21 protein-coding genes are annotated in these 19,763 nt (G+C 66.4%); 10 read left to right on the plus strand and 11 right to left on the minus strand.

The features are described from left to right. Positions 1-6: 6 nt before the first annotated feature. The gene (locus tag AB4Y80_RS07380) at positions 7-1,131 is read left to right on the plus strand and encodes an ABC transporter ATP-binding protein (protein ID WP_442213218.1); all 1,125 of its coding nucleotides are present in this window, start codon (positions 7-9) and stop codon (positions 1,129-1,131) included. Between the two features lie 21 nt (positions 1,132-1,152). Here AB4Y80_RS07380 and AB4Y80_RS07385 read toward each other — a convergent pair whose 3' ends face one another. Then, positions 1,153-1,530, minus strand: coding sequence for a helix-turn-helix domain-containing protein (locus AB4Y80_RS07385; RefSeq protein ID WP_442213220.1), 378 nt, complete (start codon positions 1,528-1,530; stop codon positions 1,153-1,155). A gap of 108 nt (positions 1,531-1,638) precedes the next feature. Then, complete coding sequence (locus AB4Y80_RS07390) at positions 1,639-3,120, minus strand: amino acid permease (protein WP_442213222.1); 1,482 nt, start codon at positions 3,118-3,120, stop codon at positions 1,639-1,641. A 180-nt stretch (positions 3,121-3,300) separates the two neighbouring features. Between AB4Y80_RS07390 and AB4Y80_RS07395 the strand changes: the two genes are divergently transcribed. Together AB4Y80_RS07395 and AB4Y80_RS07400 are read left to right on the plus strand one after the other, a co-directional pair. Next, entirely contained in the window at positions 3,301-4,341 is a 1,041-nt protein-coding gene (locus tag AB4Y80_RS07395) for a Gfo/Idh/MocA family protein (RefSeq protein ID WP_442213224.1), read from the plus strand. Positions 4,342-4,453: 112 nt separating this feature from the next. Then, positions 4,454-5,716, plus strand: coding sequence for an MFS transporter (locus AB4Y80_RS07400; protein ID WP_442213226.1), 1,263 nt, complete (start codon positions 4,454-4,456; stop codon positions 5,714-5,716). Positions 5,717-5,723: 7 nt separating this feature from the next. Here the strand turns inward: AB4Y80_RS07400 and AB4Y80_RS07405 are convergent, their stop codons facing one another. Next, positions 5,724-6,512, minus strand: a complete 789-nt coding sequence (locus AB4Y80_RS07405; protein ID WP_442213228.1) for a sulfite exporter TauE/SafE family protein — start codon at positions 6,510-6,512, stop codon at positions 5,724-5,726. 238 nt (positions 6,513-6,750) lie between these two features. On the opposite strand from AB4Y80_RS07405, the gene AB4Y80_RS07410 reads away from it, so the two are divergent. Further along, positions 6,751-7,251, plus strand: a complete 501-nt coding sequence (locus AB4Y80_RS07410; RefSeq protein WP_442213230.1) for a DUF456 domain-containing protein — start codon at positions 6,751-6,753, stop codon at positions 7,249-7,251. Between the two features lie 30 nt (positions 7,252-7,281). On the opposite strand, the gene AB4Y80_RS07415 is transcribed toward AB4Y80_RS07410, so the two are convergent. Next, positions 7,282-7,746, minus strand: coding sequence for a hypothetical protein (locus AB4Y80_RS07415; RefSeq protein WP_442213232.1), 465 nt, complete (start codon positions 7,744-7,746; stop codon positions 7,282-7,284). Positions 7,747-7,858: 112 nt separating this feature from the next. Here AB4Y80_RS07415 and AB4Y80_RS07420 point away from each other — a divergent pair, with 112 nt between their 5' ends. Continuing rightward, positions 7,859-8,470, plus strand: a complete 612-nt coding sequence (locus tag AB4Y80_RS07420; protein ID WP_442213234.1) for a GNAT family N-acetyltransferase — start codon at positions 7,859-7,861, stop codon at positions 8,468-8,470. Here the strand turns inward: AB4Y80_RS07420 and AB4Y80_RS07425 are convergent. Next, positions 8,442-9,296: a metal-dependent hydrolase gene (locus tag AB4Y80_RS07425; RefSeq protein ID WP_442213236.1), complete on the minus strand. Its 855-nt coding sequence runs from the start codon at positions 9,294-9,296 to the stop codon at positions 8,442-8,444. The two genes, AB4Y80_RS07420 and AB4Y80_RS07425, sit on opposite strands and share 29 nt — an antisense overlap. A 237-nt stretch (positions 9,297-9,533) precedes the next feature. On the opposite strand from AB4Y80_RS07425, the gene AB4Y80_RS07430 reads away from it, so the two are divergent. Both AB4Y80_RS07430 and AB4Y80_RS07435 read left to right on the plus strand, forming a co-directional pair. Beyond that, positions 9,534-9,965, plus strand: coding sequence for an acyl-CoA thioesterase (locus AB4Y80_RS07430; RefSeq protein WP_442213346.1), 432 nt, complete (start codon positions 9,534-9,536; stop codon positions 9,963-9,965). 59 nt (positions 9,966-10,024) lie between these two features. Beyond that, the gene (locus AB4Y80_RS07435; RefSeq protein ID WP_442213238.1) at positions 10,025-10,666 is read left to right on the plus strand and encodes an NADPH-dependent F420 reductase; all 642 of its coding nucleotides are present in this window, start codon (positions 10,025-10,027) and stop codon (positions 10,664-10,666) included. Positions 10,667-10,683: 17 nt separating this feature from the next. On the opposite strand, the gene rraA is transcribed toward AB4Y80_RS07435, so the two are convergent. The 5 genes from rraA to AB4Y80_RS07460 all read right to left on the minus strand — a co-directional run bounded on the left by rraA (position 10,684) and on the right by AB4Y80_RS07460 (position 15,178). Continuing rightward, positions 10,684-11,151: a ribonuclease E activity regulator RraA gene (rraA, locus tag AB4Y80_RS07440; protein ID WP_442213240.1), complete on the minus strand. Its 468-nt coding sequence runs from the start codon at positions 11,149-11,151 to the stop codon at positions 10,684-10,686. Further along, positions 11,148-11,900, minus strand: coding sequence for a maleate cis-trans isomerase family protein (locus tag AB4Y80_RS07445; RefSeq protein ID WP_442213242.1), 753 nt, complete (start codon positions 11,898-11,900; stop codon positions 11,148-11,150). The genes rraA and AB4Y80_RS07445 overlap by 4 nt, the downstream gene beginning before the upstream one ends. Before the next feature lie 50 nt (positions 11,901-11,950). After that, positions 11,951-12,853: a fumarylacetoacetate hydrolase family protein gene (locus AB4Y80_RS07450; RefSeq protein ID WP_442213244.1), complete on the minus strand. Its 903-nt coding sequence runs from the start codon at positions 12,851-12,853 to the stop codon at positions 11,951-11,953. A gap of 77 nt (positions 12,854-12,930) precedes the next feature. Further along, positions 12,931-14,046: a cupin domain-containing protein gene (locus tag AB4Y80_RS07455; protein WP_442213247.1), complete on the minus strand. Its 1,116-nt coding sequence runs from the start codon at positions 14,044-14,046 to the stop codon at positions 12,931-12,933. Continuing rightward, positions 14,030-15,178, minus strand: a complete 1,149-nt coding sequence (locus tag AB4Y80_RS07460; RefSeq protein WP_442213249.1) for a carbon-nitrogen hydrolase family protein — start codon at positions 15,176-15,178, stop codon at positions 14,030-14,032. The genes AB4Y80_RS07455 and AB4Y80_RS07460 overlap by 17 nt, the downstream gene beginning before the upstream one ends. A 224-nt stretch (positions 15,179-15,402) precedes the next feature. Between AB4Y80_RS07460 and AB4Y80_RS07465 the strand changes: the two genes are divergently transcribed. Together AB4Y80_RS07465 and AB4Y80_RS07470 are read left to right on the plus strand one after the other, a co-directional pair. Then, complete coding sequence (locus AB4Y80_RS07465) at positions 15,403-16,287, plus strand: PaaX family transcriptional regulator (RefSeq protein WP_442213251.1); 885 nt, start codon at positions 15,403-15,405, stop codon at positions 16,285-16,287. Then, positions 16,287-17,003 carry a hypothetical protein gene (locus AB4Y80_RS07470; RefSeq protein WP_442213253.1) on the plus strand — a complete coding sequence of 239 codons (717 nt, stop codon included), beginning with the start codon at positions 16,287-16,289 and terminating at the stop codon, positions 17,001-17,003. The genes AB4Y80_RS07465 and AB4Y80_RS07470 overlap by 1 nt, the downstream gene beginning before the upstream one ends. An 11-nt stretch (positions 17,004-17,014) precedes the next feature. Here the strand turns inward: AB4Y80_RS07470 and AB4Y80_RS07475 are convergent, their stop codons facing one another. Next, complete coding sequence (locus AB4Y80_RS07475) at positions 17,015-17,629, minus strand: flavin reductase family protein (RefSeq protein ID WP_442213255.1); 615 nt, start codon at positions 17,627-17,629, stop codon at positions 17,015-17,017. 432 nt (positions 17,630-18,061) lie between these two features. On the opposite strand from AB4Y80_RS07475, the gene AB4Y80_RS07480 reads away from it, so the two are divergent. Next, the gene (locus tag AB4Y80_RS07480) at positions 18,062-19,714 is read left to right on the plus strand and encodes a thiamine pyrophosphate-binding protein (RefSeq protein ID WP_442213257.1); all 1,653 of its coding nucleotides are present in this window, start codon (positions 18,062-18,064) and stop codon (positions 19,712-19,714) included. Positions 19,715-19,763 lie beyond the last annotated feature (49 nt).

Here is a 19,763-nt window from a genome sequence, read left to right on the forward strand (position 1 = left end):
TTTCCCATGACAACTTCAGTAATAGCCGCAACTGCACTGGACCCCCGGACGATGGCGGCCAAGGGCGCCATCGAGCTCCGCCAAGTGCGCAAGACGTATGGGGACGTCGTCGCCGTGGACGGGCTGGACCTGTCCATCAAGCCCGGGGAATTCGTCACCTTGCTGGGGCCCAGCGGCTCCGGCAAGACGACCACCATGATGATGGTGGCCGGCTTCGAGGACCACACCTCCGGGTCCGTGCTGATCGACGGCCGGCCCGTGGACTCGCTGCCGCCGCGGGAACGCAATCTAGGCGTCGTATTCCAAAACTACGCCTTGTTCCCGCACATGAGCGCCCGGGAAAATGTGGAGTTTGCCTTGCGGATGCGCAAGGTGCCGAAGGCCGAATCCCGCGAGCGGGCCGAGGCTGCGCTGGACCGGGTGGGCCTGGCCGGCCTGGGCGGCCGCCGGCCGCGCCAGCTCTCCGGCGGCCAGCAGCAGCGCGTCGCGCTGGCCCGTGCGCTGGTCTTCAACCCGGCCGCCCTGCTCCTGGATGAGCCCATGGCCGCACTGGACAAGCGGCTCCGCGAGCACATGCAGGAGGAGATCAAGACGCTGCAAAAAAGCCTCGGCATCTCGGTCCTCTTTGTCACCCACGACCAAGACGAGGCCATGGCCATGTCCGACCGGATCGTGGTGATGAAGGACGGGCGCATCATGCAGTCCGGCCCGCCCGAGGAGGTGTACAACTACCCGTTGACGGATTGGGTGGCCAGCTTTCTCGGCGACACCAACCTCATCCCGGCAACAGTCCTGGAGCGGGACGGCAACCTGGCCGTGGTGGATCTGGGCTCCCTGGGGGTCGGCCGGGTCCGGGACCGCGGAGCGCAGGGGGAGAAGTACGCGGTGTCCATTCGGCCCGAGCACCTGAAGTTCCGTACCGCGCCGGTCGCGGAAAACGGCGGCACCGGCGAGCTGACGTCCTCCACCAACCTGGGCGCCACCATCAGACACCGGCTCAGCGTGGGCGGCCACGACCTCCAGCTCCGCGAGCTCAGTTCGGACGCCGAGGCCCCTGGCCGCCGGGCAGCGGGCCCCGTGCACGTCGGCTGGGACGCGGACAAGGCGCAGCTGCTGGTGCTGGAAGGCTGACCCTGGTGATCCAGCCGGCGCCTAATCGCCGGTGGCCGCGTTGCGCTGCCCCGCCAGCCACGCCGTGATGTCGTCGCGGCGGATGCGCCGGTGCGAGCCGCGGTACTGGACCGGGATCTCCCCGCGGTCGGTCATGTTCCGCAGGAACGTGTGCGAGATTCCGGCCAACTCGGCCGCCTGGGAGGTTGTCAGCAGTTCTGCCACGCTGGCCACCGCGACGGCGTCGCCCCGGGCCAGGCGTCCCAGCAGGTCCAGGACCGCGTCCCTGGCCTCGGGTGCCAGGCGGTGCGCCGTGCCGTCCACGAAGACCGTGACGTCGTCGCTGCCGGAGAGCGTCCTGGCCAGGGCGGCCCGGTCGGCCGGGCCAAGGGCGCTCACGTGCGGCGCAACAAGTGTCATGGGGGGATCCTATCAACGGTCGCACCAAACACCGTGGGCGGCACCCGCGTCAGGCGGGTGCCACCCACGGTGTTCGGTGCGGCGGTGTTTAGAGGATGGTGCGCATCATCAGCGTGATTGTGCCGTGCCCAGCGCGGCGGACTCATCCGCCGTCTCCTGCTGCCACAGGGCAATCCGTGCCTGATGGTTGGGGTTCTTGCGCATGACCGCGTAGACCACCCCGAGCACCACAAACCAGAGGGGCGTCAGCAGCAACGCCAGCAACGTGTCCGGCTGGGTGGTCAGCGCCCACAGGATGAAGGCGAAGAACGCAAACACCACATACACCATCGGCTTGCCGCCGGGCGTCTTGAACGTGGAAGCTGCGGCCAGCTTGGGCCGGCGCCGGCGAAAGGCCAGGTAGCTGGCCAGGATGATCGACCAGACGAACATGAAGCACACGGCGGACACCGTGGTCACCATGTCAAACGCCTTGCCAACGTCCTCGCCCGCGTACAGGAGCACGACACCGCCCAGCAGCAGCAGGCAGGAGAGGAACAGGGCGTTGCGGGGCACCTTGCGGCGGGACAGGCGGCCGAAGATCTTGGGGGCGTCGCCGTCGTTGGCCAGCCCGTAGACCATGCGGGAGGTGGAATAGATGCCCGAGTTGGCGCTGGACATGGCCGAGGTGAGGACCACCAGATTGACCACGGTGGCGGCGATGCCCAGCCCGGCGAGGGCGAACATGCCGATGAACGGGGAGTGCCCGGCCTTGAAGCCCGTCCACGGGGTGACGGACATCAGCACGATGAGCGCGCCCACGTAGAAGAGCATGACGCGGATCGGAATCGCGTTGATGGCCCGGGGCAGGTTCTTCTCCGGGTTCTTCGTCTCGGCCGCGGCCGTGCCGACCAGTTCGATGCCGACAAACGCGAAGACGGCGATCTGGAAGCCGGCCACAAATCCCATGAATTCGTGCGGGAAGAGGCCGCCGTGGCTCCACAGGTTGGTGAAGGAGGCGGTGCCGGCGTCGGAGGTGAAGCCGGTGAAAATCATGACCAGGCCCACGACGATGAGGGCGACAATGGCGACGATCTTGATGAGGGCAAACCAAAATTCGGTCTCGCCGAACGCTGCCACCGTCGGCAGGTTCAGCAGGAGCAAGATCAGCACGGTGGCGACCCCGGGCATCCAGAGCGGGATGCCGGGGATCAGCTCGCGGGAATACCCCGCGATGGCGATGACGTCGGCCACGCCGGTGACGACCCAGCAAAACCAGTACGTCCAGCCGGTGAAGAACCCGGCCCAGGGGCCGAGCAGGTCCCCGGCAAAGTCGCTAAACGTCTTGTAGTTCAGGTTGGAGAGCAGCAGCTGCCCCATGGCCCGCATGACGAAAAACAACATGAAACCGATAATCATGTATACAAATATGACCGACGGGCCGGCCACCGAAATGGTCTTTCCGGACCCCATGAACAGGCCGGTGCCGATGGCCCCGCCGATGGCGAGCAGCTGGATATGCCGATTGGAAAGAGCCCTGGTGAGCTGTGGAGCGTCGTGACCACCGTTTTGGGTGGCACCGACCGTTGCGGTGGAGCTATGTTGCTGCATTAAAAAACCCCTAAAGGCAAGACAAAAGTGACCTAGACAACACGTGTTTGTGTATACATTACAGGCGATTTAGCACTGCTCCTGACCGGTTATTGCGCGCCGGACCGCGGCCGGTCCGGCGTCGGGCATGCCAAAAGTTCACCCCCTGCCCGTCCCTGCGCGACGGGTAGGGTATGAGCCATGACACAAAAAATTCGCACCGCGCTGGTGGGATTTGGCCTGGCCGGAAGTGTGTTTCACGCCCCCGCCATCGCCTCGCTGGAGCGCTTCCGGCTCGACGTCATCGTCACCGGGGACCCGGCGCGCCGGGCCGCCGCCCGCACCGCCCATCCGCAGGCCGCCATCGTGGATCCGGCGCAGTGGGCCAACGCGGAGTCACGGCGGGACGTGGACCTGGTGGTGGTGGCCACCCCGCCGGCGACCCACGCGGCGCACGCGCGCGCCGCGCTGGAAGCCGGGTGCGCCGTCGTGGTGGACAAGCCGTTCACCGTCACCAGCGTGGAGGGGGAGGAATTGATCGCCCTGGCGAGGGCATGCGGGCAGGTGCTGGCCACCTACCAAAACCGGCGTTGGGACGGGGAATACCTGACGCTGAAAAAGCTGCTGGCGGAGGGACGGCTGGGGCAGGTGCGCCGGTTCGAGTCGCGCCTGGAACGCTGGGCGCCCGAGACCACCAAGGAATGGAAGGCCCGCGCCACCGCGGCCGAGGGCGGCGGCGTCCTGTACGACCTTGGCACGCACCTGATCGACCAGGCCCTGGCGCTGTTCGGCCGGGCCGTGCGCGTCTACGGGGAGCTGGCGGCCAGGCGGCCGGCGGAGCGTGCCGACGACGACGCCTTCGTTGCGCTCGAACACGCCGGCGGGGTGGTGTCTCACCTGTGGATGAACCTCACCGCTGCGCAGGCGGGTCCGCGGTTGCGGGTTGTGGGTTCCGAGGCGACCTATGTGAAGCAGCGGGCCGACGGCCAGGAGGGCCAACTTCGGGCCGGCATCCTGCCCGGGCAGCCCGGCTACGGGGTGGACCGGGAGGAAGACTGGGGACTGCTGGGCCGGGACGGGTCGCTGGTGCCGGTTCCCACCGAACCGGGCAACTTCGCCGAATTCTACGAGCTCCTCGCCGCCGCGCTCCTGGACGGCGGGCCGGTTCCGGTGGACCCGGCCGATTCCGTGGCGGCGCTGCGGATCATCGAGGAGGTCCGGGCCCAGCAGGTGGTGTGGTAGCCGCCGGGCGCGGCCACCCGGGTGGCACGGGCGAATTCTGCCGCCGGAGGGCGCCGTACGGACGTAAGCTATGGCCAGGAATGTGAAGGCACAACGTGGGAAAGCTGGGGGAATGACAACGTCGGGGAATGTACTCCCGCCGGGGAGCGCGGCGCTGGCCGAGCCGAGCGAGACGGTCCGGCATCGCTGGACGGTGTCCGTCGTCCTGGTCAACGTGGGCATCAACGCCGCATTCTTCGGCCCCCTCCAGGTGCTGCTGGGGCAGCAGGCCATTGCCTTCAGCGCCGCGGATAAGGAAGGCATCCTGGCCCTGGTCACGGGTGCCGGGGCCGCCGTCTCGCTGGTGGCCAACCCCCTGTTCGGCACCTTCAGCGACAGGACCATCTCCCAATTCGGGCGCCGCGTTCCGTGGGTCTTCATCGGCGCCCTGCTGGGCACCATTGGCCTGTTGGGGCTCACCGTGGCGCCCACCGTGGCCGCCATGACCGCCCTGTGGTGCCTGGTCCAGCTCGGCTGCAACGGGGCCCTGGCCGCCATCACGGCCGCCGTCCCGGACCAGGTCCCGATCAGGCAGCGCGGACGGATCGGCGGCCTGGCCTCCATGGGGACCGTGGTCGGCATCTTGGTGGGGGCCGCCTTCGGGGCCGTGGTCGCGGGCAACTTTGCGCTGGGCTACGTGCTGTGCGCGGCGGCGCTGGTGGCCGGAATCCTGCCGTACCTCTTCCTCTCCAACGACCAGGTGCTGCCGGCCCGCGACCGCCCGCCGTTTTCCTGGGCGGAGTTCGCCAAGGGCTTTTGGATCTCCCCGCGGCTCTACCCGGACTTTGGCTGGGCGTGGATCACCCGCTTCCTGGTCAATGTGGGAAACCACCTCGTCACCTTGTACCTGCTGTTCTTCCTGCGCGACGCGGTCGGCTTTGAGAATCCGGAATTCGGGGTGCTGATCCTGACCGGCGTCTACGCCGTCCTGACCCTGGTGACGGCGGTGATCGGCGGCCAATGGACGGACCGGGTGGGCAAGCGCAAACCCTTTGTCATTGGTTCCTCGGCCATCATCGCCCTGGCGGCCCTGATCCTGGCATTTTCGCCCACCTGGCCGGGGGCGCTGGTGGGCGCGGCCGTGCTGGGCGTCGGCTACGGCGCCTACCTGGCCGTGGATTTTGCCCTGCTGACCCAGGTGTTGCCGTCGGCCGCCAGCCGGGGCAAGGACCTGGGCGTCATCAACGTGGCCAATTCGCTGCCCCAGGTCATCGCCCCCATCATTGCGTGGCCGCTGGTCACCCTCTTGGGCGGCTACGTCACCTTGTACGTGGTGGCCGCCGTCATCGGCCTGTTGGGTGCCGTGTTCGTGGTGAAGATCAAGGGCGTGGCCTGAGGGCCGCTCAGGCGAAGAAAAGCATCTTGACCAGCGCGGCGACGCCGACCACGATGATGGTGGCGCGAAGGGCCATCGGCGGCAATTTTCGCCCGAACTTGGCCCCGGCGAGCCCGCCCAGCAGTGCGCCGCAGGCAATGAGCGCGGTGACCTTCCAGTCAATGTAGTGCCACGCGACAATCATGAACGTGATGGCGGCGATCCCGTTGACGGCCGTGGTCAGGACATTCTTGACCGCGTTGATCTGCTGCAGGGCCACGGTCGTCATGATGCTCATGAGCCCCACAACCAGGATGCCCTGGGCCGCGCCGAAATATCCGCCGTACATGCCCAGCACAAAAATCCCCGCCATGAGCCCCACCGTGCTGCGCGACGCCCCGCCGGGACGCTCGCCCGCGCTGGCAGCCATGATCGCCTGTTGCCGGGCGGTCCGGCGTTGCAGGGCCGGTCCGAACGCCACCATCAAGATGCCGATGACGATCAGGACCGGGACAATGGTGTTGAAGGCCGACGGCGGAAGGACGAGCAGCAGCAGGGCCCCCACCAGCCCGCCAATGGCAGAGGCGGGGAGCAGCCGCTTGATCAGTTCCTTGTTGGGGGCCAGCTCCCGGCGGTAGCCCCACGTGCCGGACAGTCCGCCGGCCACCAGCCCGATGTTGTTGGAGATGTTCGCCGTCAGGGGCGGGTAGCCAAAGAGCAGCAGCACCGGAAACGTCACCAGCGTTCCGGATCCCACGACAACATTGATCATTCCGGCCCAAAAGCCCGCCAGAAATATTGCCGCCGCCTCCAGCATGGGGCCACCCTTCCCGATTCCGTGCACGGCCGTCGCCTGGGCCGCCGCCTGTGAGCTGTCCAGCCCGCTCGCAGTCAGGGGGAGTCCGCAAACTTTAGGAGGGGCCTTACGAAGTCTAGTGTCACCGGCGCCGCCGCCCCGGGCGGAGGGTGCGCCATCGCGCCGAACGGGGCCGGCCGGCGTCGAATTGGCGTGGCGGGGCGTCACAATTGCACCGCGCCCATGGCAGGATGGCGGCATGGACGCACAAGTCGCCTGGACCATCATCTGCGGGCTCGCCATCCTGGTGGGCGTTGCGGGCGTGATCGTGCCGGTGCTGCCGGGCAGCCTGTTGATCGGCGCCAGCCTGCTCGGATGGGCCCTGGCGGTGGGGCGGCCGGTGGGCTGGATCGTATTTGGCGTGGGCGCGGTGCTTGTTGCCGCCGGAATGCTCTCGGGCGCCATGCTGACCGGACGCGCGATGAGGCGGCGCAACATTCCGGGCCGGTCCGTCGTGGCCGGGCTGGTGTTGGGCGTTGTCGGGTTCCTCGTGGTCCCCGTGGTGGGGCTCCTGCTCGGGTTTGCCGTGGGATTGTTCCTCTCCGAGCTGCAGCGACAGAGGTCGTTCGCGCCGGCCGTCTCGTCCTCGATGGCCGCGCTGAAGGCGACCGGGTTGGGCATGCTGGCCGAATTCGGGTGTGCGTCCCTGGCGGCCGGGACGTGGGCGGCCGGGGTGCTGGTCTACTTTCTGAACCGGTGAACGGCGGGCGGGGCGAGCCTCCGGGCGGCCTTAGGGCAGCTGAAGCAGCACGCGTACCTCGGCCATGGGTCCGCCACATTTCTCGGTGCCCGCAACACGGGTCCAGTTCAGTGCATTGGACGCCCTTGCAAGGACCGTGCCGCTCGCGTCAAACACGCTGAACGTGACGTGCGCCGGTGGCTTGCTGCCCACGCTCAGAACCCACGAACCATCCGGCTGGTGGGCCAGCAGACCGGTCCCGCCCGCGGAATTCCGGGCGAATGTCGGTGAGAGGGGAATGCATGCGCTGCCCGTGCAGGCGGTCACCGCCGCGGCCGCGGCCACGGCGTCGTGGTTGCCGGCCAGGGTCACGGAGACGTGGTTATGCCACGACGCCGGCGGGCAGGACCCCGCGTCCCGGTCCAGGACGATCGCCCCGATGATGAAGGCCATGCACAGGGCGGCCATCACGGGGATGACCACCAGCTCCACGCGGCGGCGGGATGAGGACTTCACGGGCATTTTGCCATCGTATCGAACGGGTCTGGAGGTTTCCCGCGAATTTGTTCAAGGCCCCGACCCCGTGCGTGCGTTCGGGCGCGCTTTCCGCCCGCGTTAGGATCGGCATATGCCGCTGCCCGCCCCCGAGTTTTCCGCACCGACCCAGCCCGACTACCCCCTCCGCACCGAACGCCTGCGGTTGCGTCCCGTCCGGGCCGGGGACGTGCCGGCCATCAACGCCTACCGTTCCCGACCCGACGTCGTCCGGTACTTGCCGCACCCGCCGCAGACCGTGGCCGACACCGAGCTGACGGTGAAATCCATGATGTCCCAGGCCGCCCTGTCCGAGCCCGGGCAGTGGCTGGATTTGGCCGTGGAATACGGTGACGGTGCCGATCCCGTGGGTGAGGTGCTCCTGAAGTGGGACGGCGCCGACCCGCGGCTGGGGGAGATCGGGTTTGTGTTCAGCCCGGCGGCACAGGGCCGGGGCATCGCACGGGAGGCATGCGCGGCGGCCCTGGACTTGGCGTTCACCGGCTTCGGCTGGCACCGGGTGGAAGGGATTTGCGATGACCGCAACGGCCGCTCGGCCGCCCTGATGACGCGCCTGGGCATGCGGCTGGAGGCGACTTTTGTGGAGTCGGACTGGTTCAAGGGCGAGTGGGTGTCCCTGCGCCACTACGCCATCCTGGGCCGGGAGTGGCCGGAGGTCACCCTGGCAGGGACGGGACGGCGCTGAGGAATCCGCCCGTGCCCATGGTCAGGAACGTGGCGCCGATGCCGGCCACCACGTAGAGGCTGACCGGGACCAGCAGCAGCCATTCCCGCCACGAGCCCGCGTTGCCCAGCACCGGCACGGCCAGGTTGCCGTTGCGCTTCCATACATGCCGCAGCCCGGGGACGGCGCGCACCAGCCGGGGCGCCTTGACGCGCAGCGGCCACAAAAGGTTGCACCCGCCCGTGGTGAGGATGTCACCGAGGATGTGAACGGCCACGCCCAGGCCCATGGCCAGGGGGAACCAAAACTGCTCCTGCGGGGCGAAGAACGTGATGAATCCGCCCAGGCCCAGCCCCAACACCCACGGGAACTTCCGCATGGAGTCGGGGATGACCTTCAGCGCCTTGGCCGCAAACGAGCCCAGCAGCACGGTCAGCACGCCCGCGCCCGGGTAGATGACCCCGAACGGCTCCAACGGCACCGTCCACAGGCCCGCCAGAAACGCGATCACCACAAAGACGGCCAGCCCCAGCAGCGAATGGGTGCCGTGCCGGTGCCCGCCGGACAACCTGCCCACCTGGATGCACATGATGTTGGACAGCGGCGGCAGCGAATGTGCAATGGTCGCATGCCGGTGGTCCGCATCCGGAAGCAGCGCGGCCCCCGCGGTGACGATTGCGCCGGTCAGCACACCGACCGGGCTGACCTCCAGCAGCCCCAGCCCCAGGTCAAATCCCTGCGTGGCCAACGGCGCCAGGTGGGCGGCGGCAGCGGGGTCCACGTGGAACCGGGTGGTCAGCGCCAGCCAAACGGCGGCACCGCAGGCGGCGTGGTGGGCTCCCATCATGGCGGCAGGTCCTTTCACCTTGCGGGCGTTCACCCCAAGGGCAGTGGTGCCGTCCCTCAGGGCGGGGAGGAAAACGTGCAAGCTCCACAGTACGGCGAGCCCGGGACAAATTCCGGGCCCCAACACGCCCATGTGATGCACGCGACCCGCCCGAGGTAACCTAGGGGCCGAGGGGGAAGCAATTTGGCTGATGGTTTAGGGCACGACGGCGCCGCGCGGCTGACCGTGCACGTCCCCATGCGCTGGGGAGACATGGACGCCTACGGGCACATCAACAACGTTGAGGTGCTCAGGATCCTGGAGGAGGCCCGCGTCCACGCGTTTGGCCCGCCCGCCGGCACCGGCATGCCCGGCGTGGAAGTGGACCTCCCGGTTTTCACCGACCTGCCCGAGGGCACCCAGGCGCTGGTGGTGGAGCACCGGGTGAAGTACCTGACCCCCCTGAACTACCGCAACATCCCGGCGCGGATCGAGGTCTGGATCAGCGCCGTCAAGGGCGCCAGCTTCACGGTTGCCTATGCCGTCTTCGATCCGGTCACCGGGGCCCGGTGCGTCATCGCCGAAACCGTGCTCGCCTTCTTCGATGAGGGGTCCGGTTCCCTGATGCGCCTTGCCGCGACCAAGAAGGCGCTGCTGGAGCCGCTGCGCGGCCCCGCGAACTTCCGCTAGTTTTGCCGGGGCGCCACTTGGCGGCGAAATATCCCGGCCCGCCCAACCGTTGCACAGGCATGACAACCATAGGAATCATCGGTGCAGGACACATTGGCAGCCAGATCGCCCGCAAGGCCGTCCAGCTTGGCTATGACGTGGTCATCAGCAATTCACGCGGGGCGGAGTCCCTGGCGTCCCTGGCGGCGGAGCTGGGGCCGCGGGCCCGGGCCGCAACGGCGGCGGAGGCCGCGGCGGCCGCCGATTTCGCCGTCGTCACCATCCCGTTCAAGAACTACCGCGACGTGCCGGCAGCCCCGCTGGCCGGGAAGATTGTGATCGACACCAACAACTACTACTGGGAGCGCGACGGCCATGTTCCCGCCCTGGACAAGGGCGAGGCCACCGTCTCCGGGCTGTTGGCGGAGCATTTGAAGGATTCCCGCGTGGCGAAGGGATTCAATCACATTCCGGCCGCGGACATCACCACCACCGGCTCCGTGGCCGGCACGGCGAACCGGCGGGCGCTGGCCACGGCGAGCGACCATGCCGACGCCGCCGCGCTGGTGACCAGGCTCTACGACGAATTTGGCTTTGACACCGTCAACATTGGCCCGCTGTCCGAAAGCTGGCGGGTGGAGCGTGACCGCCCCGCCTACGTGGTGCGGCAAAACGCCGCGGAACTTGCCGCCAACCTGGCCAGGGCGCCCCGCCTGATCTGATTTTGGGGTCGGCCGCGTCACGCGTCGACGAGGATCCCGTCCGCGTCCGCATAGATCATGGCGCCGGGGCGGATGGTGACGGTGCCGAGCCGGATGGGGACGTCAATCTCCCCGGCCCCGGTCTTGGAACTCTTGGCCGGATTGGTGCCCAGCGCCTTGACCCCGAGCGGGAGGGTGTCCACCACCACGCTGTCGCGGATGGCACCGTTGATGATCACCCCGGACCAGCCGTTGTCCACCGCCGCCTGGGCAATCATGTCCCCGAGCAGGGCCGTCTCAAGCGAGCCGCCGCCGTCGACCACCAACACGGCGCCGTGCCCCGGCGTGGCCAGGGTGGCCTTCACCAGCGCGTTGTCCTGAAAGCAGCGGATGGTGCGGGCCGGGCCGCGAAACGCGGCGACCGTGCCAAAGGTGCGGAATTGCAGGGCGACGGAGGCCAGCTCGGGACCGCGTTCATCGTACAGATCTGCCGTGGTAAAAGTCATGGTTCTCCTGGGACGGTTGTGTAGCCAGCATAGGCGAACCAAGGCGTGGGGGGGGGGGTGAGCATCTGGTAGGTGGTGGCGATGGCGGCGGTGATGACCGGTTTGCCGATCGCATCCTGGATCTGCTGGACGGCCTCCAGGGAGGGCATCTGAACGCAGGCCGACAAAACCACGACGTCGGCCCGGCTGTGGTCAAGGTCCTTGATGATCTCCACCAGCGCCAGCGGATCCCGGGAGCCGACTTCCAGGTTGTCCGGGATCTCCAGCGCTATGTAGTTTGTGACCTCAATGCCCTCGTTCTCAATGTACTCGGCAACCGCGCGGGTGAGCGGTTCCATGTACGGGGCAATGATCGCCGTCCTTTTCGCGCCGAGGGCGCGCAGGCCCTCGATCAGCGCCCCGGCGCTGGTGACCACCGGCGTCGGGGACCCGGCGTCGGCCGCGCGTGCCTCAAGCTGGGCCTGGGATTTTTCGTGATAGCCGTTTCCGCGGCTCATGATGGCAACCAGGCAGGCGTACCCCATGACGTCCACCCGGGCATCGGCGAGTTCCACCGCGCACCGCTGGGAATCGTCGTCCATAGCCTCGAGCTGCTCCTTGGTCACCTCCGTCATCCGCATGCGACTGGAGTGAAAGGTAAACCGTTCCGGCTCGTGTAGTTCACGGGCATGCAACATGGCGGGGATTTCGGATTCCATGGTGATGTTGGAACTGGGGACTATTTGTCCGATGCGTATCTTGCGTGGCATGGGATACTCCTTCGAGGATTCAGGGTTGGGTGCGGACGGGGCCGGATTGTTCAGACCGCTATGACGGGGTTGGTGAGACGTCCGATCTTCTCGATGGTCAGCTCCACCACGTCACCGGGCTCCAGGAACTGGGGCGGCATTTGGGCCGCGCCGACGCCGGAGGGGGATCCTGTTGCGATGACGTCCCCGGGCTCCAGGGTCATGCCGGCGCTGATGTCGGCAATCAGCTCGGCAATGGGGAAGAGCATGTGGCGGGTGTTGGAGTTTTGCATTTCCACGCCGTTGACGGTCAGCCGCACGTCCAGGTTCTGCGGGTCGCCGATTTCGTCGGCGGTGACGATCCACGGGCCCAGGGGCGCGTAGGAGTCCTGGCCCTTGGAGTAGAACCACTGGCCGGAGCGGCGCTGGTCCCGGGCGCTGATGTCATTGGTGATCGAGTAGCCGAACACGTGGTCCAGTGCGTTCTCCACCGTGACCTTGGTGGCGGTCTTGCCGATGACCACCGCCAGCTCGCATTCCCAGTCCAGCTGCTTGGTCAGTTCCGCGTTGTGCAAGATGGGTTCGCCCGGGCCGATGACGGCCGTGGCGGGCTTGGAGAAGAGCACCGGCCGGGTGGGCAGGTCCTTGTCGGTGTCCAGCGTGCGGCTCGACTCGGCAACATGCTCCACATAGTTCAATCCCACGCCTACGATCTTAGTCGGGCGGTGGGGTGCCTGGAGGGTGACATCGGCGAGCTGGTGGACGCTCTCGCGGGGCCAGTTCCCGGCACTCGATTGCAATGCCGAGGTTGCCTCGGCGAGCAATGACGGGTCCGCCACATAGGCGAGCACGGTGTCGGGCAGTTCCCTTCCCACCGCCTGGCCCAGGGCCTGAAGGTCGATGACGGTCGACTCGTCCACCAGAACCCCGGCCCGGGCAGTTGCACCGGCGGGTGTGAAAGTTAAAAGTTTCAAGATTTGGTACTCCGTGTTTCTACAGGGCTGCTCCGCCCGGCGAATAGGCGCCGGGCGGAGCAGTTGGTGATGGGGGTCTAGAAGTCCAGGTACTGTGAGCCGCCGTTTGCGTCGTAGCCTTCTTCAACCCAAAGGTCCAGTGACTTCATGGTGGGGAAGTCATTGAAGGAGAAGAGGCAGGCGTCATCATTGGCGTCGTCATTGTGATGTTCGTGCCAGGCCCAGGAGGGAACGACGAAGATGTCGTTTTCCGTCCAGTCAAAGCGCTGGCCGTTGATGATGGAGTGGCCCTTGGCGCCCTTGGCCACGGTGTAGACCACATTGCCGGTGTGGCGGTGGGACAAGGTGCCCTGCCCGGCTTGGAGCAGCTGCATGTGGGCGCCCATGGTCGGCATGACCGAACCACCGGTCACCGGGTTGACGTACTCCATGATGACGCCGTCGTAGGGCGTCCCGTCGGAAACCGTGGCAAGGTTCTGCAGTGCCTCGTAGGTCTTTTCCCACGGGAAAGCCAGCAGCGGCGAGTACTTCTTGTCCCAGCCGAAGCCCACCGGCTTGAGAGTGCCGGCCCCGTGCTTCATCAAGGTGGTGTTCAGCACCTTGCCGGGGACCTGGTGGAGTTCGGGGTGCACGGCGTAGAAACCCGCGTCAAGGGCGTTGATCAGGGGGATGTCGAGCCCGTCCTGCCAGATGACCTGGCTGGTATCGGAGTTGTTTCCATGTTCGTGCCAGGTGCCGCGCGGGGTGATGGCGAAGTCCCGCGGGCCAACCTTGAGGCGGTCGCCTTCCACGATCGTCCAGGCGCCTTCGCCCTCGATGACAAAACGCAGGGCCGAGGCGGCATGACGGTGCGCGGACATGGACTCGCCGGGATTCATGATCTGCAGGCCGGTATACAGCAGGCCGACGGCCGCGCTGACGTCCCTGCGACCCTTGTTGGCCAGGTAGACCACGCGCCGGCCGGCATCGTCACCGGTGACCAGCGCCGCGGACTCGACCACCTTGGGGCGGAGCTCCGCGTACTTCCAGTGCATCGGCACGGATTTTGGCTTCGGCTGCCACGGTTCGATGTCGTTGGCCACCGTCCACAGGGCGCCGGCATCCATGGCCTCGAGCTCTGAATAGAAGGTTTCCAGTTCCGCGGTGTTCTTCACCCGGGCGCGACCGATCTGATCGTCAGTAGTTGTGCTCATTGCTCCTCCTCCGTATGGGCCGCCACAGCTGTGAATTGCCGGACGTGCCAATGTCATTCACTAGATTCTCGGATTCCTGCTCTGGTTCAGTGCCGGAATAATTTCGGTCCGCAGGACCGGTTTCGTTCAATATCCTCACGGGACGGTTGGGGCGTTTGTTGACCCGAAGATCGAAAATATCGAAGCGGTTGTAGTGACCGACGATGTCGTGCATCTGTTTGGGTTGGATGCACTTGCTCAGGTCAACTTCGGCATAGACGATGCCTTCGACGTCAATCAGTGGCTCGGTCAGCAGGCGGCCGTCGGGGCCAAAAATTCCGGAAAACGCACTATTGGACCGCGAAAGCAGCTCGCGGGCCTGCGCATCCTCGCCGGCCACCGCCTCGATAATCTCTTCCGAAACCGTCGAGCACGAGACAATGCTGAAAACCTTGCCCTCGAACGAGTGGGCCGAGGCGCGTACCTTGATCGCCTCCACCATGTCGTACTCGGCCGGTGCCACAGGAAGCGCGATGTAGTTGGCAACATGGATGAGTTCACCCTGTGCCAACAAACTAAAACGCGCCAGCGTATTCGTGTTCTCGCCGCACGCCAGCACGCCCAGCGGACCCAATTCGGTGTCATAGACTTCCAGCGAGCTCCCATCGCCCTGGGCCCAGGTCAGCTTCTCGGCCCAGGTGGGCACGAGCTTGCGGTGCACCCCGATGAGTTGACCGGTGTCGTCGATGACCAACACCGTGTTGTACAAGGACCCAATCCCGGGGCCGCCGCGCTCATTGACGCCAATCACCACATGGCACTGAAATTCCCGGGCCGCCGCACACAGCGCGTCCACGTGCGGGCCGGGAAGCTCAATCGAGGCACTGTGCAGGCGCTCATACCATTTGCCGCCCTGTACCGGATTCATGGTCCAGTTCCAGTACGGGTAGCCGGGCACAAACACTTCCGGAAAGGCCACCAGGCGGGCGCCGTTGCCGGCCGCCTCGGCGATCAAACGGCGCGCCTTGGCCACCGTGGCGTCCGGGTCGAGAAAGACCGGGGCGGCCTGAACGGCCGCGGCGATGAACTTTGGATGTCGCTTGATACCCGCCGACTCCGGCATTTTCCACGTCACAGACATCGCCACTTTCACTTGTCCGTCGGCAGCAGGACTGCCTTCGGCCTGGATCTTGAACTAATAGTAAACCACTAACCAGCGTTAGGTGTAAACAATCATGGGCCTCGGCCTTTGGACTTGTCAACCCCGCGCCCAGGGACGGGCGGGAAGGCGATTGTGCGCCCCTCGTGTGGGTGTCGCCCGCCGCCGCCGCGGCGATTCATTCGACATCCCTCTCCGCTCGGAAGTAATATTCCCCCATGGGTGAACAATTGGTCGGCGAAGAGACAGCTGCGGATTTAGGCGCCATATCGGTCGACGGCTGGCTGGAACCGCCGCAGCCCCAGGACCTGATGCTCACGGTCCTGGCCGACAACGTCCGCCATCGCGCCGAGAGCGTGTGGTCCGGCGGGCTGGTCCGGCTGCTCGGTGACTTCGGATTTTCGACCGGCGCCTCCAGGGTCGCGTTGAGCCGCATGGCCAGGCGGGGCCTGATTGCCCCGCGCAAGCAGGGCCGAGTGGTCAGGTACGAACTCTCCGATCGCCTGGAGCGGCTCCTGGCAGAGGGCGACGCCAAGCTTTTCGGCGACCGCGAATCAAAGTATCTCGACGACGACATCACCGTCCTCCTGCATACCTTGCCCGAAGACATGCGGCTGGAGCGAAGCCGGCTGGCCCGGGGACTGCGATTCCGCGGGTTCGGAACGGTTCAGGATGGAACGTGGATCGCCCCGGGGGACCGGGAGGAGGAAGTTCTTCGCTTGGCCACGGAGCTCGGCATCACCGGGTACTGCAGCCTCGTGGTGGGCCATCTCTCGCGGAATCCGAAACTTTCGTCCCTGGTGGAACGGGCATGGGACCTTGCGGCCCTCAATCGTCGCTATGAGGAGTTTGTCGAGATGTTCGGGTCCATCGATCCCCTGGCCCCGGCCTCCGATGCCGAGGCCTTCTTGAACCGCACCCAGATCATGCACAACTTCCGGCAGTTTCCCTTCCTGGATCCAGGCATGGGGGGCGCGCTTTTCCCCGTGACGTCCAAGCGGGAAGACGCGATTGCAATTTTCCACCGCGTCTATGGCGGCTTGAGGGAGCCGGCCCAGCGGCACTTCGATCTGATCACCGCCCTTGATAAAGGCGTCCGATAGTGGGGGCGACGACGACGACCCGGGTGTATCCCGTCATTCATGTGGCCGGGACCGCGCAGGTGGTCCAGCAGGTGCGTGTCGCCTTTGCGCACGAGATCGCGGGCGTCTTTCTCATTGACCATGACAGCGATGACGCACGGTTGATGGACAGCATCAATGCCGTTCGTGACATTTACCCCGAGGCGTTCCTGGGCGTCAATTTCATCCACCGATCGGCGGCAACCGCGCTCCACATCCTCGCGGGGCGCTTTGGGGCGGACATTCCATTGAATGCGATCTGGTCCGACAATGCGGGGCTGAGGCTCACAGGTGCCCCGGACGGGGGAGTGGGCGAGGAGGTCGCGGACCTCGCCGCGGCCCGAAGCCACACGGGATGGCAGGGCCTGCACTTTGGTGGGGTGGCCTTCAAGTACCAGGCGCCGGTGCCGCCCGCCCAACTGCCGGCGCTCGGGCGGCTGGCACGTCAATACGTGGATGTCCCAACGACCTCTGGCCCCGGGACCGGACAGGCCGTGGACGTCACCCGGCTCCGAGCGTTGCGCGAGGGGCTCGGCGACCACCCCCTGGCCTTGGCCAGCGGCGTCACGGCGGCCAACGTGGCCGATTTTGTGGAATTTGTCGACCATATCCTGGTGTCCACAGGCATCAACAACCGGGCGGACCTGATCGAGGAGGCCAAGCTGGTTGAGCTTCTGTCCAGGGTCCAGGCACCCTGACCGCGGTGCGTTCAGGGGCGAAAATGACCGGGCCAGTCGTCCACCCGGATGCGTTTGATCCGTCGAATCTGCCCCATGGTTCCCCATTCATCGAGTCCCAGCCGGGACAGCGGCCTCAGTAGATCGATCCGCGGATGCACCCCGTCCAGGACCTCTTCCGACACGGCCACATGGACCACTTCACCAAAGACGAGCGTGCAGTCGCCCATCGGTAGAATCCGGTGCACGCGACACTCCAGGGCGACCGGGGATTCCCCGACCCGCGGCGCACGAACGGTCAGGCTCGGTTCGCGGGTCAGCCCGGCGGCATCGAATTCACTGATGCTTTCCGTGAACGCGGTTCCCGTGGCATTCACCTGCTCAAAGAGTTCCTCCGGGGCAAGGTTTACGGTGAACTCACCGGTGGCCCGGATGTTCCTCAGAGTATCTTTTTCCCCGACCGAGGTGAACTGAATAATCGGCGGGTTGACGGAGGCGACCGTGTAGAAGGAGTGCGGGGCCAGGTTGTCGACACCCGCTGCCGACCGCGAGCACACCCAGGCGATGGGACGCGGGACCACAGTGGCCGTCAGCAGGCGGTAAAAGGCTGAGGCGGAGGTCTCTGCCTTGTTGAACTCACGACGCATGCCTCAGAGCTTACCGGGACGGCGGCCGACCGTATGCTGATCTCGATGGATACGGTGTGAACCCGGCCGGCCGGTTCCCGGCTTGACTCTGCATGAATCATCCCGCAATATTGATAACACTTCACCATGGTGAAGAGTTAATGAAAAGGTCGGGAACGACGTGGCCAAGCACTCCATGTCCAGCATCCCCAATACCGCAACTACCGGAGGACTCCAGATGCTCGAGGTCGCTCAGTTATCCAAAACTTACGGGGAGGTCCTCACGGACGGCCGCCGTTCGCCGTGCCCGGCCGGCCCGTTGGGATGCGCCAATACGACACATTCTTGCTGCGTGCCGAGCCCTCTTTTCCCCGCCCAGGGGTCGACCGTGCCCGAGTCGCTGGCGCTGGTCAACCGGGACAGGGCCGTTGCCCGGAGAAACGAGGTGGGGGCATGAGCCTGGTCCTTGAAGCCATGGGAGCGGCCCTGCCGAAACTTGGCGTGTCGTTCATGGCCGGCCTGCCCGGCAGCGGAAACTACGAACTGGTCCATGCCGCCCGTGCGGCCGGCGTAACGTATTGCGGGACGAATCACGAGGCGGGTGCCGTGGGTCTTGCCGACGGCTGGTCACGCACCACGGGCCAGGTTGGTATCGCCATGCTGTCCCAAGGCCCCGGACTGACCAACGGGTTGACGGCACTGACGGAGGCCATCAAGAGTCGTACGCCCATGGTCGTCGTGGTGATCGACACGCCAAGGACGTCCCGGCACGGCAACCTGAACATCGACCAGGCCGCCGTCTGCCACGCCCTGGGAGCCGGCGTTGAAATGGTGCGCGCCCCGGGCACCGCGGTCGAGGACCTCGCCCGGTCCCTGTACCGGGCCCAGGCGGAGATGCTCCCGATCGTCTTGATGGTGCCGTTGGACCTGATCCACGCCGAAGTCCCCGCGGACAGCGCCGCGCCCGAGTCGATGCCGCTGGCGGACCCGCCGTGGCCGTCGCCCCCGGCGGTGACGGCCGCCGCCGATCTCATCCGCTCAGCTCGCCGGCCCGTCGTCGTCGCCGGTCGCGGGGCGATCCGCTCCGGGGCCTGCGCCTCCCTTGTCACGCTCGCGGAGCGGATCGGCGCCGTGCTCACGGTGTCCGCTCCCGCCAAGGGAATATTCGCGGGGGCGTCGTTTGACCTGGGCATCGCGGGCAGTTTTGCCTCGCCGCTGACCGCGGAGATCTTGACGCAGGCCGACCTGGTGTTGTCATTTGGGGCTAGCCTGAACGCCTGGACGACCGGCAATAGCCAGATGATCCGGGCGGACGTGCCGATCATCCAGGTGGACGTCGACGCAAGCGCCATCGGCGCCCACAGGCCCGTGGCGATTGCGCTGCAGGGCGACGCGGCCGCGACTGCGCGCGCACTCGCCGAAGAACTCGCCAGCAGCGACTGGCGGCAGACCGGCTTCCGAACGGAGGAACTCGCCGAGCGGCTGGCCAATCATGACCCGTCCTCGGAGTTCACGCCGGTCGACGGCACCAACGGTTTGGATCCGCGCAGTCTCACCGTGGCACTCAACGAACTCCTGCCGGTGGAACGTACCGTCACGATCGATTCGGGTCACTTCATGGGGTGGCCGGCCAAGTATCTCGATGCGCCGGACGGCGTCGGGTTCATGTACCCGCAGTCCTTCCAATCCGTGGGACTTGGCCTCGCCGTGGGGATCGGAGCCGGCATCGCCCGGCCCGACCGCATCAGCGTGGTGACGATCGGTGACGGCGGATGGATGCTCAGCCCGCAGGAACTCGATACCGCGGTGCGTCACAGCGTTCCCTTGCTGGCGGTGGTGTACAACGACTCCGCCTACGGGGCCGAAGTGCACCGTTTCGAGCCGATTGGCCTGGACGTCGATCTGGTGCGTTTCCCGGACCGCGACTTTGCGGCCATGGCGACGGCGGTCGGCGCCCGTGGGGTGACCGTTCGGACACTCGCCGACCTTGAGCAGCTGCGTCCGTGGCTCGAGCAGCCGGTAGGACCAATGGTGGTGGACGTCAAGATCGACCCCACCGTCCTGGGCACCTGGGTGGCCGGCAACTCGAAGGCGGCTCTCGCCTAACCTGCCCTGACACAATATAGTACATGTCACCGGAGTGAAGTGTGTATAA

Origin of the sequence: Specibacter sp. RAF43, from assembly GCF_052114065.1 — a bacterium.
Classification (GTDB): Bacteria; Actinomycetota; Actinomycetes; order Actinomycetales; family Micrococcaceae; genus Specibacter.

Bases quoted from the DNA above. Each gene is read 5' to 3' on its own strand.
- AB4Y80_RS07380 (WP_442213218.1), top strand. From the start codon at position 7: ATGACAACTTCAGTAATAGCCGCAACTGCACTGGACCCCCGGACGATG.
- AB4Y80_RS07385 (WP_442213220.1), bottom strand. From the start codon at position 1,530: ATGACACTTGTTGCGCCGCACGTGAGCGCCCTTGGCCCGGCCGACCGG.
- AB4Y80_RS07390 (WP_442213222.1), bottom strand. From the start codon at position 3,120: ATGCAGCAACATAGCTCCACCGCAACGGTCGGTGCCACCCAAAACGGT.
- AB4Y80_RS07395 (WP_442213224.1), top strand. From the start codon at position 3,301: ATGACACAAAAAATTCGCACCGCGCTGGTGGGATTTGGCCTGGCCGGA.
- AB4Y80_RS07400 (WP_442213226.1), top strand. From the start codon at position 4,454: ATGACAACGTCGGGGAATGTACTCCCGCCGGGGAGCGCGGCGCTGGCC.
- AB4Y80_RS07405 (WP_442213228.1), bottom strand. From the start codon at position 6,512: ATGCTGGAGGCGGCGGCAATATTTCTGGCGGGCTTTTGGGCCGGAATG.
- AB4Y80_RS07410 (WP_442213230.1), top strand. From the start codon at position 6,751: ATGGACGCACAAGTCGCCTGGACCATCATCTGCGGGCTCGCCATCCTG.
- AB4Y80_RS07420 (WP_442213234.1), top strand. From the start codon at position 7,859: ATGCCGCTGCCCGCCCCCGAGTTTTCCGCACCGACCCAGCCCGACTAC.
- AB4Y80_RS07425 (WP_442213236.1), bottom strand. From the start codon at position 9,296: ATGATGGGAGCCCACCACGCCGCCTGCGGTGCCGCCGTTTGGCTGGCG.
- AB4Y80_RS07430 (WP_442213346.1), top strand. From the start codon at position 9,534: ATGCGCTGGGGAGACATGGACGCCTACGGGCACATCAACAACGTTGAG.
- AB4Y80_RS07435 (WP_442213238.1), top strand. From the start codon at position 10,025: ATGACAACCATAGGAATCATCGGTGCAGGACACATTGGCAGCCAGATC.
- rraA (WP_442213240.1), bottom strand. From the start codon at position 11,151: ATGACTTTTACCACGGCAGATCTGTACGATGAACGCGGTCCCGAGCTG.
- AB4Y80_RS07445 (WP_442213242.1), bottom strand. From the start codon at position 11,900: ATGCCACGCAAGATACGCATCGGACAAATAGTCCCCAGTTCCAACATC.
- AB4Y80_RS07455 (WP_442213247.1), bottom strand. From the start codon at position 14,046: ATGAGCACAACTACTGACGATCAGATCGGTCGCGCCCGGGTGAAGAAC.
- AB4Y80_RS07465 (WP_442213251.1), top strand. From the start codon at position 15,403: ATGGGTGAACAATTGGTCGGCGAAGAGACAGCTGCGGATTTAGGCGCC.
- AB4Y80_RS07475 (WP_442213255.1), bottom strand. From the start codon at position 17,629: ATGCGTCGTGAGTTCAACAAGGCAGAGACCTCCGCCTCAGCCTTTTAC.
- AB4Y80_RS07480 (WP_442213257.1), top strand. From the start codon at position 18,062: ATGAGCCTGGTCCTTGAAGCCATGGGAGCGGCCCTGCCGAAACTTGGC.